At 59.6% G+C, this 15,554-nt stretch carries 11 protein-coding genes, 1 tRNA gene and 2 rRNA genes (1 of these 14 running past the window's edge); 2 read left to right on the top strand and 12 right to left on the bottom strand.

The genetic code is table 11. From position 1 onward, the window contains the following. Positions 1 to 25: 25 nt before the first annotated feature. From NE852_RS22150 to NE852_RS22140, 3 genes are read right to left on the bottom strand one after another with little or no spacing between them, the layout of a single operon-like run. Complete coding sequence (locus tag NE852_RS22150; protein ID WP_008536215.1) at positions 26 to 1,039, bottom strand: hydroxyacid dehydrogenase; 1,014 nt, start codon at positions 1,037 to 1,039, stop codon at positions 26 to 28. Beyond that, positions 1,036 to 2,892 carry a DUF2264 domain-containing protein gene (locus NE852_RS22145; RefSeq protein WP_258156103.1) on the bottom strand — a complete coding sequence of 619 codons (1,857 nt, stop codon included), beginning with the start codon at positions 2,890 to 2,892 and terminating at the stop codon, positions 1,036 to 1,038. The genes NE852_RS22150 and NE852_RS22145 overlap by 4 nt, the downstream gene beginning before the upstream one ends. A gap of 9 nt (positions 2,893 to 2,901) precedes the next feature. Further along, positions 2,902 to 3,930 (bottom strand): LacI family DNA-binding transcriptional regulator, encoded by a 1,029-nt coding sequence (locus NE852_RS22140; protein ID WP_008536217.1) that lies wholly within the window; start codon positions 3,928 to 3,930, stop codon positions 2,902 to 2,904. Positions 3,931 to 4,077: 147 nt separating this feature from the next. On the opposite strand from NE852_RS22140, the gene NE852_RS22135 reads away from it, so the two are divergent. Further along, a complete protein-coding gene (locus tag NE852_RS22135) occupies positions 4,078 to 5,367 on the top strand; it encodes an ABC transporter substrate-binding protein (RefSeq protein ID WP_258156102.1) in 1,290 nt (429 codons plus the stop codon). Positions 5,368 to 5,431: 64 nt separating this feature from the next. On the opposite strand, the gene NE852_RS22130 is transcribed toward NE852_RS22135, so the two are convergent. Genes NE852_RS22130 through NE852_RS22110 form a run of 5 tightly spaced genes read right to left on the bottom strand, consistent with a single transcriptional unit; the run spans position 5,432 to position 10,826 of the window. Continuing rightward, positions 5,432 to 6,403 (bottom strand): glycoside hydrolase family 26 protein, encoded by a 972-nt coding sequence (locus NE852_RS22130; RefSeq protein WP_258156101.1) that lies wholly within the window; start codon positions 6,401 to 6,403, stop codon positions 5,432 to 5,434. 12 nt (positions 6,404 to 6,415) lie between these two features. Next, positions 6,416 to 6,928 carry a DUF995 domain-containing protein gene (locus tag NE852_RS22125; protein WP_037175483.1) on the bottom strand — a complete coding sequence of 171 codons (513 nt, stop codon included), beginning with the start codon at positions 6,926 to 6,928 and terminating at the stop codon, positions 6,416 to 6,418. Positions 6,929 to 6,965: 37 nt separating this feature from the next. Then, the gene (locus NE852_RS22120) at positions 6,966 to 8,822 is read right to left on the bottom strand and encodes a glycosyltransferase family 2 protein (protein ID WP_258156100.1); all 1,857 of its coding nucleotides are present in this window, start codon (positions 8,820 to 8,822) and stop codon (positions 6,966 to 6,968) included. Then, positions 8,819 to 9,802: a UDP-glucose 4-epimerase GalE gene (gene galE / locus NE852_RS22115; protein ID WP_008536235.1), complete on the bottom strand. Its 984-nt coding sequence runs from the start codon at positions 9,800 to 9,802 to the stop codon at positions 8,819 to 8,821. Before galE ends, NE852_RS22120 begins: the two co-directional genes overlap by 4 nt. A 1-nt stretch (position 9,803) precedes the next feature. Beyond that, the gene (locus tag NE852_RS22110) at positions 9,804 to 10,826 is read right to left on the bottom strand and encodes a UDP-glucuronic acid decarboxylase family protein (RefSeq protein ID WP_258156099.1); all 1,023 of its coding nucleotides are present in this window, start codon (positions 10,824 to 10,826) and stop codon (positions 9,804 to 9,806) included. Positions 10,827 to 11,210: 384 nt separating this feature from the next. Here NE852_RS22110 and NE852_RS22105 point away from each other — a divergent pair, with 384 nt between their 5' ends. Continuing rightward, complete coding sequence (locus NE852_RS22105; protein WP_037175497.1) at positions 11,211 to 11,516, top strand: hypothetical protein; 306 nt, start codon at positions 11,211 to 11,213, stop codon at positions 11,514 to 11,516. A gap of 15 nt (positions 11,517 to 11,531) precedes the next feature. On the opposite strand, the gene NE852_RS22100 is transcribed toward NE852_RS22105, so the two are convergent. The 4 genes from NE852_RS22100 to NE852_RS22085 all read right to left on the bottom strand — a co-directional run. Then, entirely contained in the window at positions 11,532 to 12,314 is a 783-nt protein-coding gene (locus NE852_RS22100) for a response regulator transcription factor (protein ID WP_258156098.1), read from the bottom strand. 1,113 nt (positions 12,315 to 13,427) lie between these two features. Next, a tRNA-Met gene (locus NE852_RS22095) sits at positions 13,428 to 13,504 on the bottom strand. 120 nt (positions 13,505 to 13,624) lie between these two features. Then, a 5S ribosomal RNA gene (gene rrf, locus NE852_RS22090) occupies positions 13,625 to 13,739 on the bottom strand. 131 nt (positions 13,740 to 13,870) lie between these two features. After that, positions 13,871 to 15,554 (bottom strand): 23S ribosomal RNA (locus NE852_RS22085); it runs 1,114 nt beyond the window's last position.

Raw genomic sequence — 15,554 nt, 5'->3', positions numbered from 1 at the left:
CAGCACCCGCTTGACGCGGCATGCGTCAGGCGATGTTTTCGAGATTCTCCCGATGGATCTGGTAGAGCAGCGGCCGGCCGGCCACAAAGCGCTCGACCTCATCTGCCGCCATCTCGCCGAGACGGGCCCGTTCCAGGCCGATGGCACCAGCGATATGCGGCGTCAGGAAGACGTTCGGCAGATCGTAGAAGGCCGAACCCACTTCAGGAATTTCCGGATCGGTCACATCGATGACCGCGTCGATGCGGCCGGTCTTCAGCTTCAAAAGCAGGGCGGCCTCATCGATGAGAATGCCGCGTGCCGTGTTGATGAGCGTTGCCCCGTCCTTCATCAGCGATAGCCTTCGCGCATCGATCATGTGCCGCGTCGACGGCAGCGACGGCGCATGCAGCGAAACGATATCCGCCCTTTGCATCAACTCGTCGAGATCGACCTTTTCCGCTCCCAGTCCGGCTGCCTCGGCGGCATCGAGCATGGGATCGAACAGCAGCAGCCGGTAGTCGAAGGGTTTCAACAGTTCGATCACCCGCCTGCCGATGCGCGAGGCGCCGACGATGCCGACGGTGCGGCCATAATTCCCGATTGCTTCGCGCTGCATCGGATAGGTCCGATCGCGGTTGCGGTCGGCGACATAGAGATCGCGGAAACGGAAGGCGCGTTTGCCGGCGAAGAGGATTGCGGCAAGCGTGAATTCGGCAACCGGCACGGCATTGGCCTCGGCCGAATGGCTGACCGCAATGGTGGCGGTTTCGAAGATGGCTTCGTCGATGATGCCCTTCACCGTGCCGGCTGCGTGCACGATGAGGCGAAGCCGCGGCGCGGCAGCGGGAAGCTCGGGTCCAACATAGGGGGCGCCCCAGCCGGTGATCAGGACTTCGGCTTCGGAGAGCAGGCGTCTTGCCCGCCCATCGTCGAGGCGCTGCAGCGGTTCGGGGTCCAGCAGGCGGCCGATGGTGTTGAGCCGGCGCAGGACCTCGTCGGGCAGGACATGCTCCGTACGCGATGGTTCCATGGCAAGGACGATGGCCGGACGGCTCATGGCATCTGTCCCGGCGCTTCGATGGCGCTGACGGTCACGCCCTTTTCTCTCACCAGACCTTCCAGCGCCGCAAGGTCCGGCGCTTTCGGCGGCTGAGTCCAGGCGGACGAGACGGCAGCGGGATCATCGAGCGCCAGCACCGCTGTCACCAGGATGGTCTCGCCGACCGGAATCTGACCACGCAGTTGCGGCACAATGGTCTTCGCCACGATCACATTGGTGTTGGGCTGGGCCTTCTGGGCAAGGCCCGAGCGTTTGACCGACGAGCCGAGGTCGAGAATACCGGTGAAATCGGCCTCGCCGATCGCGTAGGCTGCCCCTTCCGAAGCCGACAGCGTATCCAGCTCGAAATCCCGACGGGAGATGGCAAAGCCGCCTTCGGCAATCCGTAGCGGCCGGTCCGTCCTGATCCGGTGGAGGCGGATATGCCAGGGGGCGGCGGGCAAGAGCCAGGTTTCGACGTCGACATCGGGGAAAGGCGTCCATTTCGAATGAAGCACATCGCCGGCGAGCCGGGCTTCCTGGTTCGTTTCGCGTACGCGGTAGTGCAGGCCGTCATCGCTGAAAGCGAGCATCGAATCGAAGGCGGCAAGCGCAAAGGCGCGTTCATCGGATTCGACACTGAAGCCGTAGCGCGTGGAATAGGCGAACTTCGCGTATTTTTCCGTGCCGAATCGCATCTGCAGGTTTTCCTGGCCGGAGGATAGCGCCACGACGTCACCGCCTGCCCGCATCATCACCATGCCGGGATGACGCTGGGGCACGATCTCAGGTGCCGGCTCCGGCGTCTTTTCGTCGGCGGTCCAAAAAGGATGGTCCCCGGCGAGCGCGAGCGGCAGGAAAGCCTTGAGAGCCCAGTAGGGCGAGCCGGCGGAATTGTAGCTCTCCGACATCAGCAGGTTCGGATAGCCGAAGCCGATCGACAACACGCCGTCGCGATCGGCGATCGGCTTGTCCTTCCACCAGCGCAGATGCTGCAGGCAGAGATGCTTGATCTCGCCCCAGGGCAAGGCCTCGACATCGGCGAAGGCAAGCGCCGACCAGAAGCCCGCGCAGGCAAAACGATAGGTCAGACTGCGGCCGAAGGGGATCGTGGCCCCGTCGGCCGCAAACCAATGGCGGAAGTCCCGGGCGAAGAGGATGGCGCGCTCGCGGTAGCGCTTGGCATAATCGTCATCGACGAGCTTCGAATAGATGAGGCCGTAGAAATGCATGGCGAAGGGAATGTAGTGGTCGACGCGGCGCACGTTTCCGTCGCGATACCAGCCGTCGCCGATATAGAAACCTTCGAGCTCCTCCAGATATTGCCACGTCAGGCTGCGATCGAAATCGGCGCCGAGGCGGTCGAGCGCGATATCGACGAAGATGCGGAAGAATTTCCAGTTGTTGTCGGCATAGTCGAATTGCCTGGCATGCTTGAGGTAGGCGACGATATTGCCGCGGGCGCGCTGATCGAGCGGCTCCCAGATCTTTTCCGGCACCAGCGCCAGGGCAAAGCCCAAGGCGGCAAGCTCGACCATGCGTTGGTCGCGGCCATTGACCGTTCCCCAATATTCGGGATGGGCAGGATCGGTACCGTTTGCGAGGCCTTCGGCAAAACGATGCCAATAGGGAAAGTCTCCTCCGCCGGCGCCGAGCGGCGCCAATCCCCAGAGCGGGCGGGCGAAGCCTTCGAGATCGGCGGCCGCCCGGTCGAAATGGGCGGCGGCGCCATTGAGCCTGACGCGGGCATTGCCTTGCGAGAAACAGGACAGCAGCGGATCGAAGAGCGCGAGCAAGGCTCGGCTCATATCGGCGCGGGTTTCCAAAGGATTGCCGGCAAGCGGGTTGGCGCTGGCGGGATCATAGGTCATCGGCACCTCTCAAGGTTTTTCAGTATTTGCAACGGTTCCTCCCGCAACGGGGACGACCGCCTGGCAGATGTGGCGGGCCGCTGCCGTTCTGTTGCGGAAGCGGGTCAGCATCAGTGAAATGGCCTCGCGCCCGAGCGTAGCGCGATCGACGCGCATGGTGGAAAGCCGCGGATTGGTCATCAGCGCGCAGGGCAGATCGTCGAAGCCGACGATCGCGAAATCCTCCGGTACGCGCAGACCAGCCTCGATGACAGCCTCGAGCACGCCGACGGCGATGAAATCATTCATGCAGAAGGCGGCTGTAAAGCCGGCATCCTCAGCGAGTGCAGCGGTCGTGCGTTCATGCGCCTCGCGGCTGGCGTTCCCCTGGAAGACCATGGGCACGAGACGGCCCTCAGCACCTGGCACCGCGGCGATCGCAGCCTCGAAACCGCGTATGCGCTCGCGGATCGTGTGGCGATGGGAGCCGGTGAGGTGCAGGATGCGGCGATGACCGGCTTTCAGGAGCCGGCTGGTCGCCTCGTAAGCGCCGAAGAAATTGGCCGGCGAAACGCCGTCGAAGTGCATCCTGGGATCGGTGCCGTTGACGAGAACGGTCGGCGTCGTGCTTTCCGCCAGCCAGTCACGCAGCGGCTCGTTGGGATCGATGCCGACAAGGAAAAGACCCTCGGCGCCCGCGGCCTGCATATAGTCGCGCACGGCTTCCGGCGTCGTGCGATCCTCACGGACCAGCCGGATATCGAAGGGCATGCCCGCATCGGCGGCCCCTGCGCGCAGGCCTTCGACGATCGCTTCGTAGAAGATGCTGAGCCCGCCCGTGACGCCGTCGCTGGCAATCAGCGCCAGCCCGCCGGCAACGGTTTCAGTAGCGGCTTTGACCGGATAGCCGTGCTCGGCCGCCACCTTCAATATCTGACGGCGGACAGTCTCGCTGATGCCCGGTTCATTCGCCAGCACGCGCGAAACCGTGGAGACGGAGACGCCGGCCAGGGTGGCTATGTCGGCCTGCCGCGGCCGTCTGGTTTTCTGATCGCTCATAAGTCAAACACTATGCAAATAATGCAAATTTGCAAGACATTCATTATTTCTTGCAAAGAAGATATTTTTGCGTACTCTGATCGCCGAAATGCCCCGGCACGCCGTTGGAGGGGCGGCAGAGGGCATATTGGGAACAAGGAGGATATCATGCAGGTCAATCGCCGTTCATTCCTGATGGGTTCTGCCGGGGTAGCAGCCGGGCTCGCCTTCGGCGCGGGAAGCGCCGTTCCGGCCTTTGCCGAAGACACGCAGCTCCGGGCCATGTGGTGGGGCTCCAACGACCGCGCCAAACGCACGCTCGATGTCGCCAAGCTCTACCAGTCGAAAACACCCGGCGTGACCGTGGTCGGGGAATCGCTCTCCGGCGACGGTTACTGGACGAAACTCGCAACCCAGATGGCCGGCCGCGCCATCGCAGACGTCTTCCAGCTGGAGCCAAGCACGATCTCGGACTATTCGAAACGCGGCGCCTGCCTGCCGCTCGACGAATTCGTGCCCGCGACGCTGAAGGTCCAGTCCTTCGGCGCCGACATGCTGAAGCTCACCACCGTCGACAGCAAGCTCTACGGCATCGGGCTCGGCCTCAACTCATTCGCGATGTTCTTCGACACCGTCTTCTTCGAAAAAGCCGGCTTGCCGCTGCCGACAACCGACCTCACCTGGGATGAATATGCCAAGCTTGCCGTCGAACTGACGAAGGCCGGGGGCAAGGAGGGCTTTGCCGGCGGGCCCTATGCGGCGCGCTATGCTTACGTCTTCGATGCCTGGCTGCGCCAGCGCGGCAAGAGCCTCTACCAAGGCGGCACCCTCGGCTTTACCGCCGACGACGCCAAGGAATGGTTCAGCTATTGGGAGGACCTGCGCAAGAAGGGCGGCACGGTCGCCGCAGACGTGCAGACGCTCGACCAGAATACGATCGACACCAATTGCCTGGCGCTCGGCAAGTCGGCGATCGGCATGGCCTATTCCAACCAGATGATCGGCTATCAGTTGATCATCAAGAACAAGATCGGCATCACCACGCTGCCGCGCGAGAAGAAGGGTGGGCCGTCGGGCCATTATTACCGTCCCGCGCTGACCTGGAGCGTCGGTGCCACGACAAAGAATGGCGAAGCGGCCGCCAAGTTCATCGACTTCTTCGTCAACGACGTCGAGGCCGGCAAGATCCTTGGCGTCGAGCGCGGCGTGCCGATGTCGCCGACGGTGCGCGAAGCCATTCTGCCGCAGCTCAACCCGACCGAGCAGGAGACGGTCAAATACGTCAATCTTCTCAAGGATCAGGTTGGCGAATACCCGGCGCCGGCGCCGATGGGGTCGACGCAGTTCGACCAGCGCGTGCTGCGCCCGCTCTGCGACGAGCTCGCCTTCGAGCGGGTCTCACCCGCCGATGCGGCAACCCGGCTCATCGAAGAGGGTAAAGCAACGATCAAGGGATGATCGCTTGCCTGGCATGAGAGGAGAGGCCCGCAAACCCCGGCGGGCCTTTCTGCTTTCAGGAATGTCAGTTGGCGGCCAGGCTTTCGACCACGCGCCAATCCGGCCGGCCGAGGTTAAACGGCCAGGCATGCACGTCCCGGTCGTTGAAATAGACCACCTCCTGCAGATTCGGAAAAGCGCTCTGCTTCAGCGTAGCGGTTTCGATCCAGGGCTTCATGTAGGCATCGCCGCCCTGATAGCCGAGTTCCGCCACCCAGATGGGCTTTCCGTAGCCGGCGACGAGATCATAGCCCTGCTTCAGCGCCTCGGAGAATGTCCGGTGCTTGTTGTAGGCAAGCTCGTCGTAGCGCTCCAGACCGAAGACCGAGAGCCCGACAACATCGACATATTTGTCGCCGGGATAGTAGGCGTCGAGGCCGGGTTCCCCCTTCGGCGACCACATGAGCTCCGTCCCGGGCGCTTCCTCGCGGACGATGTCCATCATCCGCTGGTAGGCCGCGATGTAGTCCTGCGGGTTCCAGCCGGACCATGAGAACTGCCCTGATTTGTCCTCCATCTCCTGTCCCCAGCGGAGGACCACCGGGCTTTTCAGCTGGGATATCATCTGGGCGATCGCACGCATGTTGACATCGTAGTCGCCGCGCAGGACCTTTCGGCGAAGCTCGTTGGAGCTCAGCCGCCAATTGACGTCCCACGACCAGGGTTCCACCGTGATCAGCAGATTGCGGCCTCTCGCCAGCGCGTAGGCATCGGCGACGCGCAGCGTTTCCAAATCAACGTCCTCCCAGGGCAGGAACAGGTGTTCCGTCGCGACATTCGCCTGCGCACCGAAATCGCCGTTCGGATCGTAGGCGCCGAACTTGATGCCGTCGGCATGAACGACGGGGCGTTTATCGGTGATCGTGCGTACGCTCGCCGCCGGGTTCGGGACAATGCCGGCATATTGCATTTCGCTTCGGCCCGGCAGATCCGCGACTGACAGCAACAACAGGGCCATCGCGACGGTCGAGAGGTGTTTTTTTGTCAGCGTCTTCATGGCTCGCCCTCCTTATCGGGCTACTTCCTGGCTCAGCAGGACCTGCTTCAGTTCGAGCGCCTTCGCGCTCACGGTATCCACAGGAATGAGCTTGCGAAATTCATCATCATCCCGCGCCGTCGCATGGCGAAACACGTACCAATTGCCGTCCGGCTGGCGCCGCTGATAGATGACCTTGCCGATCTTCTGGTGGCCGAAGCAGGTGCTGGCGCGGCCTGCACCCTCTGCATTCGTCCAGGTGGCGCGCATGCAGAGCTGGCCGAAATCATCGACCACCCATCTGCCTTCGGCAAAGGACTGCTTGCCCTTGTCGTTGGTCCAGGCGACGAACCGCCGGCCTTCAGCGAAGAAATGACCGCCGCCGGTGCCCCAGGTCCAGGTCCTGTCGCCATACATCCGATAGAGCTCATAGGCGCTGAGCGGCGTCGGCGCCGCCTTCCCCGCCGCCTCGGCGCCGTGTGCCACCACAGGCAAGCATAGGCTGAGTGCGAGGGCCGCTCCATATAATCTCGATCCGATACTCATTACATCCTCCTACTCGACACCTGCCGGTTCCGCCGGCTCAGACACCTTGTTCATCCCGGCCGATGTTCCCAAACCCGTTCCATTTCAGGCGGAATTTCACGATCCTGGTCTTGCCGCCGAGGCCGGCGCCGGCCACGGCAAATTGCGATTGACTGAAACTGATGAGCGTCTGGCCATGGGAAAGCGCCTCGAGGCTGCGCAAGCCATGGCTGCCCGCCTGCATGCCGCCGGTAATGCAGATCGCAAGTCCGGTGGCGGTCGCAAGCCACAGCCCGCGCGATTGCGGCAGCAGTGGCAGATCGTTTTCGATCGCATGGCGAACGACGATCAACACCGTCAGTGACAAATAGATCGCCAGATTCATTGCAGCGAAGATATAAAAGCCCTGGGCGGCAGCGGCCTCGCTGGCGAGCGCCATGGCGATGGTGCAAAGGCCGGCGAGCCCGATATAGGGCGCGATCACCCGAAGCGGCAAAGACCGCTGCTGCTGCCGTCCCTTCGGCGTGATGCGAAAATCGACGAAGGAGCCGCAAATATGATCGCGCACGGCAGCAAGACTGCCGGCGAGCGACCACGGCCAGCGCATGAAGATGAAGGCCATCCCCTCCCAGCCGAACAGTTTCGCATTGTACGGCCTGAAGGTGCCCGTTGCCCGCCAGAAGAGGGCAAACAGCGTCAGCACGATCGATATCGGCGTGAAATGCAGCAGGAAATCCGGATAGGTCACGTTGACGAAGACCTGGCCCGTCAGCAGGGCCGCAACCGGCAGCAGGAACATCACGGCCATGAATGCCGAAAAGAGTGGATACCAAAGCTGCGAGAACAGGAACTGGAATCTCAGCCGCCAGGGCAGACGTGGGACATAGTGGCGGGAATGCTGCAACAGAATGGTGACGAGGCTGCGCGACCACTGGAACTCCTGGACGACGAGATCGGCAAAATTCGCGGGCCCATCGCCATGGGCGATCGCATCGACGGCGTGAACGCCGCGCCAGCCGCCGGCATTCATCATCAGCGTCGTCGAATGGTCTTCGGCAAGCTCGGGGCCGAGGCCGCCGATCTGGCGGAGGGCCGATGTACGAACCGCATAATGCGAGCCGATGCAGAGCGGCGCCCCGCCATTATTGTAGCCGGTCTGCAGCGAACCGTGCAGGCTTGCCTCCGCGTAGAGCCTGCCACGCGCCGCCCAGCTTGTCCCGGCATTGGCGTCACAGATGCTGGGAGCCGAGACATAGCCGATCTCGGGGTCGGCAAAGGGACGCAGGATTTCCCGGAGATAGGTCGGCGTCGGCACATGATCGGCATCGAACTGGGCGACAAAATCGTAACGCGCATAGCCGAAATTGTCGTAGAAATAGGCGAGGTTGCCCTCCTTGCAGCGCGTTCGGCGCGGCCAGGTGGTGCGGTGATATTCCGCCACGCCCTTTCGGGTGGAGATCAGCACGCCGTGCTCGGCGCACCAGCGTCTGGTTTCCTCCGACGGATCCTCGTCGGCCAACCAGACATCGAAATCGACGCCGACCTGGTCGAGCATCGCCTGAAGCGTGGCGCGGACGACGGCGAAGGGCTCGGACGGCGCCTTGGTGACGACCATCGCCACCCGACCCTCCGGCAGGCGTGCCGTGGGACTGACCGTCCTCGCATCAAGGAAGATCAGAATGAAATAAGCCGGCACGAGCGTGATCCAGGCAACGACGAGAGTGACCAGCACGAAGGCTGGCCAGGAAATGATATGGACGGACTGGCACCACCAGATCCAGAAATAGCCGAGTGCCGCCAGCCAGGAGAAGATGCCGAGGCCATAAACGACACGATTCCGGCCGATGAAGACAGGATCGAACATGTCCGCTTTCGCCATCCTGGCACCGCAGCCGATCTGCGATGCCTCGCTCATGCTCTCACCTCAAGTCCGAAGGTGGGACTGGCGGTGCGGATGATCGTATCGATATCCGAGAGCACGGGTGTGAAACGGAGTTCCGCCTGCGCCCTTGCCGTATTGGCAAAGAGGATCGGCGGATCGCCGGGACGGCGAGCGCGATAGCGGACGGGAACCTCCCGGCCGGTCGTGCGGTAGATCGCTTCAAGAATTTCGCGCACCGAGGTGCCGCGGCCGGAACCGAGATTGACGCTGAGCGATTCCCCGTCCTCTATCAGATGATTGACGGCGGCAAGATGCGCCTGAGCGAGATCGCTGACATGGATATAGTCGCGAACGCAGGTTCCGTCCTCCGTCGGATAGTCGGTGCCGAAGATATCGAGCCGGTCCAGTCTGCCGGCGGCAGCGAGAAGGGCGCGAGGAATGAGATGCGTCTCGGGTTGGTGACGCTCGGCAAGCTCGCCTTCGGGATCGGCCCCGGCGGCGTTGAAATAACGCAGCGCTGCAAAACGAATGCCATAGGCTGCGGCAAAGTCTTCGAGCGCCATCTCGAAGATCAGCTTGGTGCGGCCATAGGGATTGACCGGCTGCTGCGGGCTTTCCTCCCGGATCGGCAGTGAGGCGGGAATGCCATAGGTGGCGCAGCTGCTCGAAAAGACGATCCGGTCGATGTCCTGGTCGAGACAGGCTTCGAGCAGGGTGAGGCTACCGACGACGTTGTTCCGGTAATATTTCCTGGGCATGTCGACGGATTCGCCGACGTAGGCATTGGCGCCGCAGTGGATGACGCATTCTGGCGAAAATTCCGCCAGCGTCCGGCGCAGCGCGACGGCATCGCCGAGTTCGGCCCGAATGAGCGGCCCCCAGCGGACGCTGTCCGCATGTCCGGTGGAGAGATTGTCGTAGGTGACCGGAACCATGCCGGCGCGCGACAGCGCTTTGCAGATATGACTGCCTATGAAACCGGCGCCGCCGGTGACGAGAATGTAGCGGAGCATCTCATACGACCTCCGCCTTCTTCTCGCTGGAAAGCAGCGCGTCGAAATAATCGACGGTGCGTACCAGCCCGGTTTCGAGTCCGACCAGTGGCTGCCAGCCCAGATCGGCCAGGGCGCGGGAAATATCCGGCCGCCGCTGGCGCGGGTCGTCGGTGACCCTGGGCAGGTGGACGATCCGCGAGCGGGAGTTCGTCAGCTCCAGGACGATTTCTGCCAGGCGGCGAACGGTGATCTCGGCCGGGTTGCCGAGGTTGATCGGACCGATGCAGGCGCTGCCGGCGGCGGAGAAGCGCAGGAAACCCTCGACGAGATCGTCGACATAGCAGAAAGAGCGCGTCTGCTCGCCATCGCCATAGATCGTCAGGTCATCATTGCGCAGCGCCTGCACGATGAAATTGGAGACGACCCGACCGTCGTCCTGGCGCATACGCGGTCCATAGGTGTTGAAGATGCGGCCGACCTTGATGTCGACACCGTAGGTCCTGTGATAATCGAAGAACAAGGTCTCGGCGCTGCGCTTGCCTTCATCGTAGCAGCCGCGCGGCCCGATCTGGTTGACATTGCCGCAATAGGATTCGTGCTGTGGATTCTGGTTCGGGTCGCCATAGACTTCCGATGTCGACGACTGAACCACGGTCGCGCCTGTTTTGCGCGCGCAATCCAGGGTGTTGACGGCGCCGAGCACGTTGGTGAGCATCGTTCCCACCGGATCCCGCTGGTAATCTGGCGGAGAAGCGGGAGAGGCGAAATTGAAGATCAGCGATGCTTCGATATCGAAGGGCTGGCGAACATCGTGATCGATGATGTGGAAACGGGCGTTCGATAGGAGATGCTCGACATTCGAACCGCGACCGGTGGAAAAATTGTCGAGACATATGACGCGGTGGCCGCGCTCCAGAAGCCTTTCACAGAGATGCGAACCAAGGAATCCAGCTCCACCATTCACCAGAGCGGTGCCCTGTCCCCGGAGTCCCGGCTTGCCTGCCCCTTCAGAATAGCCTTCGTTGGGAACGAAATGACGCATTACAAACTCCTTCCCATGTATCTAGTCTTTTTGTTCGGTAAGCAATTCATTCCTCGGTTATCCGATAAGATATTCACGAATTGAAGAATAGATCCTTGAACAACTTTGGAATTACTCTTCAGACAACCGAATTACTATTAAAATAATAAGACCGTCACGGCTGCGGTCAACTTTAAAAATCCTAAGTATCCAAAATAATTACTCAACTATTCTTTAAAATAACAAATGATTAATCATCTATAATACTTCGCCGTCGAAATGCCTGCCTTTGCTGCTCAAGCTTCGCTCCATGAAGCTAATATACGAGGGAACGAGAGAGGTTGGCCGTGCTCGACTGTACGGCCGGACTGCATTCGGAAGCGCCATATGCGAGGGGTTTTGGCCATGCGGAAAAGTCAAGCTGCAGCGCAGGTGAAAAGCCGGCGTCCGTTCCGTTCTTCTGTTGTGCTTGTCTGGGGAACGATGCTGCTCGCGATCGGACAGACGGCCTGCACGATCGCCGGCGACGATATCGCTGTCGTGCTCGAGGCGCCGCGCGTCTCCAGGGCCTACGCCTATCCGGCGAGTGCGACCGAACGCCAGGCGCCTACACCGGTCCGCGCCGTCGCCTATCATGGCTCGGCGCCTTATATCTGCTCTCCAAGCGGCTTCGGACAGAAGTCGCGCTGCTTTGCGCGTCCCTCGATCTGAAGCAACAGCGTTAGATCAATTGCGCCACCGCCCGGACATGTCGTCTTCGCCGACAGGGTGTTCGTTGAAGAAACGGGACGCGGCTTCTGTGCGGTTACGTACGTTCATCTTCTTGTAGATGTTGCGAACGTGAACCTTCACGGTGTTTTCGGAAAGGTGGAGCTTGTCGGCGATGATCTTGTTCTGGGTCCCCTTGCAGATGAGATCCAGGATCTGAACCTCCCGGGTCGTCAATGAGGAGATGCTGTCGCGCCTCAGCTTGAGCGCGTTGTTGCGTGCCGCGTCGACCGATTTCGTCTGATAGAGCGAAGGCTCCAGCTGGTCGTTCTTATTGGCAAGGCGATTGAGGAGCGCGGAAGGGAAATGCTCGCCGCCCTTCATCAATAGATCCACGGCAGCCATGAAGACGTCGAGCCTAAGGTTGAGCGGCAGGACGCCGTCGATGATTCTTGCCTCCACCAGCCGCCGGACATAGGGTTCGAGCATGTCGATCGCTTCGACGACAAGACCGATCGAGGTTTCCGGATGATTTTCGCGGACCGCGTGCAGCGCCTCATGGAGCTCTGGACCAGGTATGTGATAGAATAAAACGAGCTTCATGTCGCTGCTATCTTTTTCCAGCATCGGCTTTACGCTCGTTATACTTGCAACTTCACAGTTCGGAAATTTCTTTCCCAGTGCTTCGGCCATGCATTCCGAAAATAAATCCGCCCTGGCCACCACCATTATAGTATCTGCGGACGTACCCAACTTCCGACTCTGGTCCGCATTCTCCATTCCTGAGCCTGTCATGAACATATACGCCTCCCCTTGCGTTACACTTTACTCAAACGTCCAGCGATGGCGGGTACTGGTTATTATGAAATGCCGGTCCCTGATGTCACCGCGTTATTTTTTTAGACATTTCTTAATTATGTTAATACGGATTGAGAAGGAAGGAAATGGCCCAAAGTAATTAGTTTTAGGGAGGAAAAACCATGATTTACAACACCGTGGTTGCATTTTTACTGAACTGAATACTTAAGCGTTACATATGGCCTCGTTACAGGAAAACTTAGAGCCGTAATATTTCAGTACATTTTGTCGTGAAGCAGTCATGTACGACGATACTTTAATATTGAGCAGAAAAGCATTTGAGATAGTTCCCCTGTCGAGCAATGACTGTGGCAACCCCTCTCGCACGCGCCTGCCGAGTGCTGCGGACGTATACTTGGAGATGGGATTATTTTACTGTCGCAAATCCGTCTTAGCCCGAATTGATATCTATCGAATCCACATTTTTCCGCAATCTGTGATCGTTGCCCCGTGGCGACCTAGAACGCCAAAGTATAGTTATGCGTTTTTGATACCTTGCTACCGACGAGGGAAGGCAAGCAAAAGTGGACATGAAAATTCGATATCCTCTCCCCAACCGCTCTCAACTATGCCGCCAAGGCAGGCGCCGCGCTCGAACGTATCCGCGCAGTCGCCGAAGACATTTCTGCCGGAAACCGGCTACGCCATCTCAGCGAAAAACGCCGGTCGCTCCTGCATTGATGAGGTTTTCATATCGCGGAAATGCGTTCGGATGGCTTTACGTACAAAACGGCAAGATCTTTGATTTTGAGCCGCGATCGTTGCGAATAGAGGCACGAGCCTATTTTAGTGATCGGTCATGCAGACGAACGCAGATGGCGCCGAACGGGAACGGCGTTCTCGATCGAACGCCGCCGGCGCGTCCTGCCATTCCGCGTTGAGGGACTCCGTAAGGCAGGACTGACGCTTCGGAATGATGGTCGCTGCTGAGAGAACCGGTTCGAGCCCATGGCGAAGATACTCGTTCGGATCGGAGCTATCGGCAGCAGGCCTGTTCTTGAATCAAAAAAGCCTGCCGAGGGGGCAGGCTTGGATCTTTGTATCTGGGAAGAGATTTGGTTGCGGGGGCAGGATTTGAACCTGCGGCCTTCAGGTTATGAGCCTGACGAGCTACCGGGCTGCTCCACCCCGCGCCATCGCAAATCGTTTTGATTTGCGGCAGTATATTAACACAAAAGGCCGCGTTAAGCGGCCCTTTAGTGACGGCATGGGCCGTTTGGTGTTCAGAGAAGATATTGAGTTGCGATTAGCAGACCTGGCAGCGACCTACTCTCCCGCGTCTTAAGACGAAGTACCATGGGCGCAGGGGCGTTTCACGGCCGTGTTCGGAAAGGGAACGGGTGCAGCCACCCCGCCATAACCACCAGGTCGGCAAAGCGCAACTTAATGTTTGAGAAGCTGGTGATGTTTTCACATCGTTTTATTTGAACACGTCTTCAAGCATCATCGATCCGGACGACCGCTTTGCGGTCGCCTTGAGATGAGCATAGTCAATGAGAACGATCAAGCCGATCGAGCTATTAGTACCGGTAAGCTTCATGCGTTGCCGCACTTCCACACCCGGCCTATCAACGTGGTCGTCTTCCACGGCTCTGATAGGGAACACTCGTTTTCAGGTGGGTTTCCCGCTTAGATGCCTTCAGCGGTTATCCCGTCCATATATAGCTACCCTGCTATGCCCTTGGCAGGACAACAGGTCCACCAGAGATATGTCCATCCCGGTCCTCTCGTACTAGGGACAGATCCTGTCAATATTCCTACACCCACGGCAGATAGGGACCGAACTGTCTCACGACGTTCTGAACCCAGCTCACGTACCGCTTTAATTGGCGAACAGCCAAACCCTTGGGACCTGCTCCAGCCCCAGGATGCGATGAGCCGACATCGAGGTGCCAAACAACCCCGTCGATATGGACTCTTGGGGGTCATCAGCCTGTTATCCCCGGCGTACCTTTTATCCGTTGAGCGATGGCCCTTCCACGCGGGACCACCGGATCACTATGACCGACTTTCGTCTCTGCTCGACTTGTCAGTCTCGCAGTCAGGCGGGCTTATGCCATTGCACTCGACGACCGATTTCCGACCGGTCTGAGCCCACCATCGCGCGCCTCCGTTACTCTTTCGGAGGCGACCGCCCCAGTCAAACTACCCACCATACACTGTCCCGGACCCGGATGACGGGTCGCGGTTAGACATCCATGACGATAAGGGTGGTATTTCAAGGATGGCTCCACGGAAACTGGCGTCCCCGCTTCAAAGCCTACCACCTATCCTACACATGCCGACACGAATGCCAGTGTAAAGCTATAGTAAAGGTGCACGGGGTCTTTCCGTCTGACCGCAGGAACCCCGCATCTTCACGGGGAATTCAATTTCACTGAGTCTATGTTGGAGACAGCGGGGAAGTCGTTACGCCATTCGTGCAGGTCGGAACTTACCCGACAAGGAATTTCGCTACCTTAGGACCGTTATAGTTACGGCCGCCGTTTACTGGGGCTTCGATTCAAAGCTTGCACCTCTCCTCTTAACCTTCCAGCACCGGGCAGGCGTCAGACCCTATACGTCGTCTTGCGACTTCGCAGAGCCCTGTGTTTTTGATAAACAGTCGCTACCCCCTGGTCTGTGCCACCCCATAATAGTTGCCTAGCATGGGGTCACGCTTCTTCCGAAGTTACGCGTGCAATTTGCCGAGTTCCTTCAACATAGTTCTCTCAAGCGCCTTGGTATACTCTACCTGACCACCTGTGTCGGTTTCGGGTACGGTCTATACGGTGGAGCTATTTCCTGGAACCGCTCCGCTGCCCATCCAATCCAATAAGAATGAACAACTTGTGCAATCCGTCACTACCACCAGGCCCACGAATATTAACGTGGTTCCCATCGACTACGCGTGTCCGCCTCGTCTTAGGGGCCGGCTAACCCTGCTCAGATTAACTTTAAGCAGGAACCCTTGGTCTTTCGGCGAGAGGGTCTCTCACCCTCTTTATCGTTACTCATGTCAACATTCGCACTTCCGATACCTCCAGGAGCCCTCACAGGTCTCCCTTCATCAGCTTACGGAACGCTCCGCTACCACGTGTATTGCTACACATCCTCAGCTTCGGTGCATGGCTTCAGCCCCGTTACATTTTCGGCGCAAAGACCCTTATTTAGACCAGTGAGCTGTTACGCTTTCTTTAAATG

Origin of the sequence: Rhizobium sp. Pop5, from assembly GCF_024721175.1 — a bacterium.
Classification (GTDB): Bacteria; Pseudomonadota; Alphaproteobacteria; order Rhizobiales; family Rhizobiaceae; genus Rhizobium.
The sequence above is the reverse complement of the archived record's forward strand: the minus strand, read 5'-3'. Positions and strand labels throughout refer to the sequence as shown.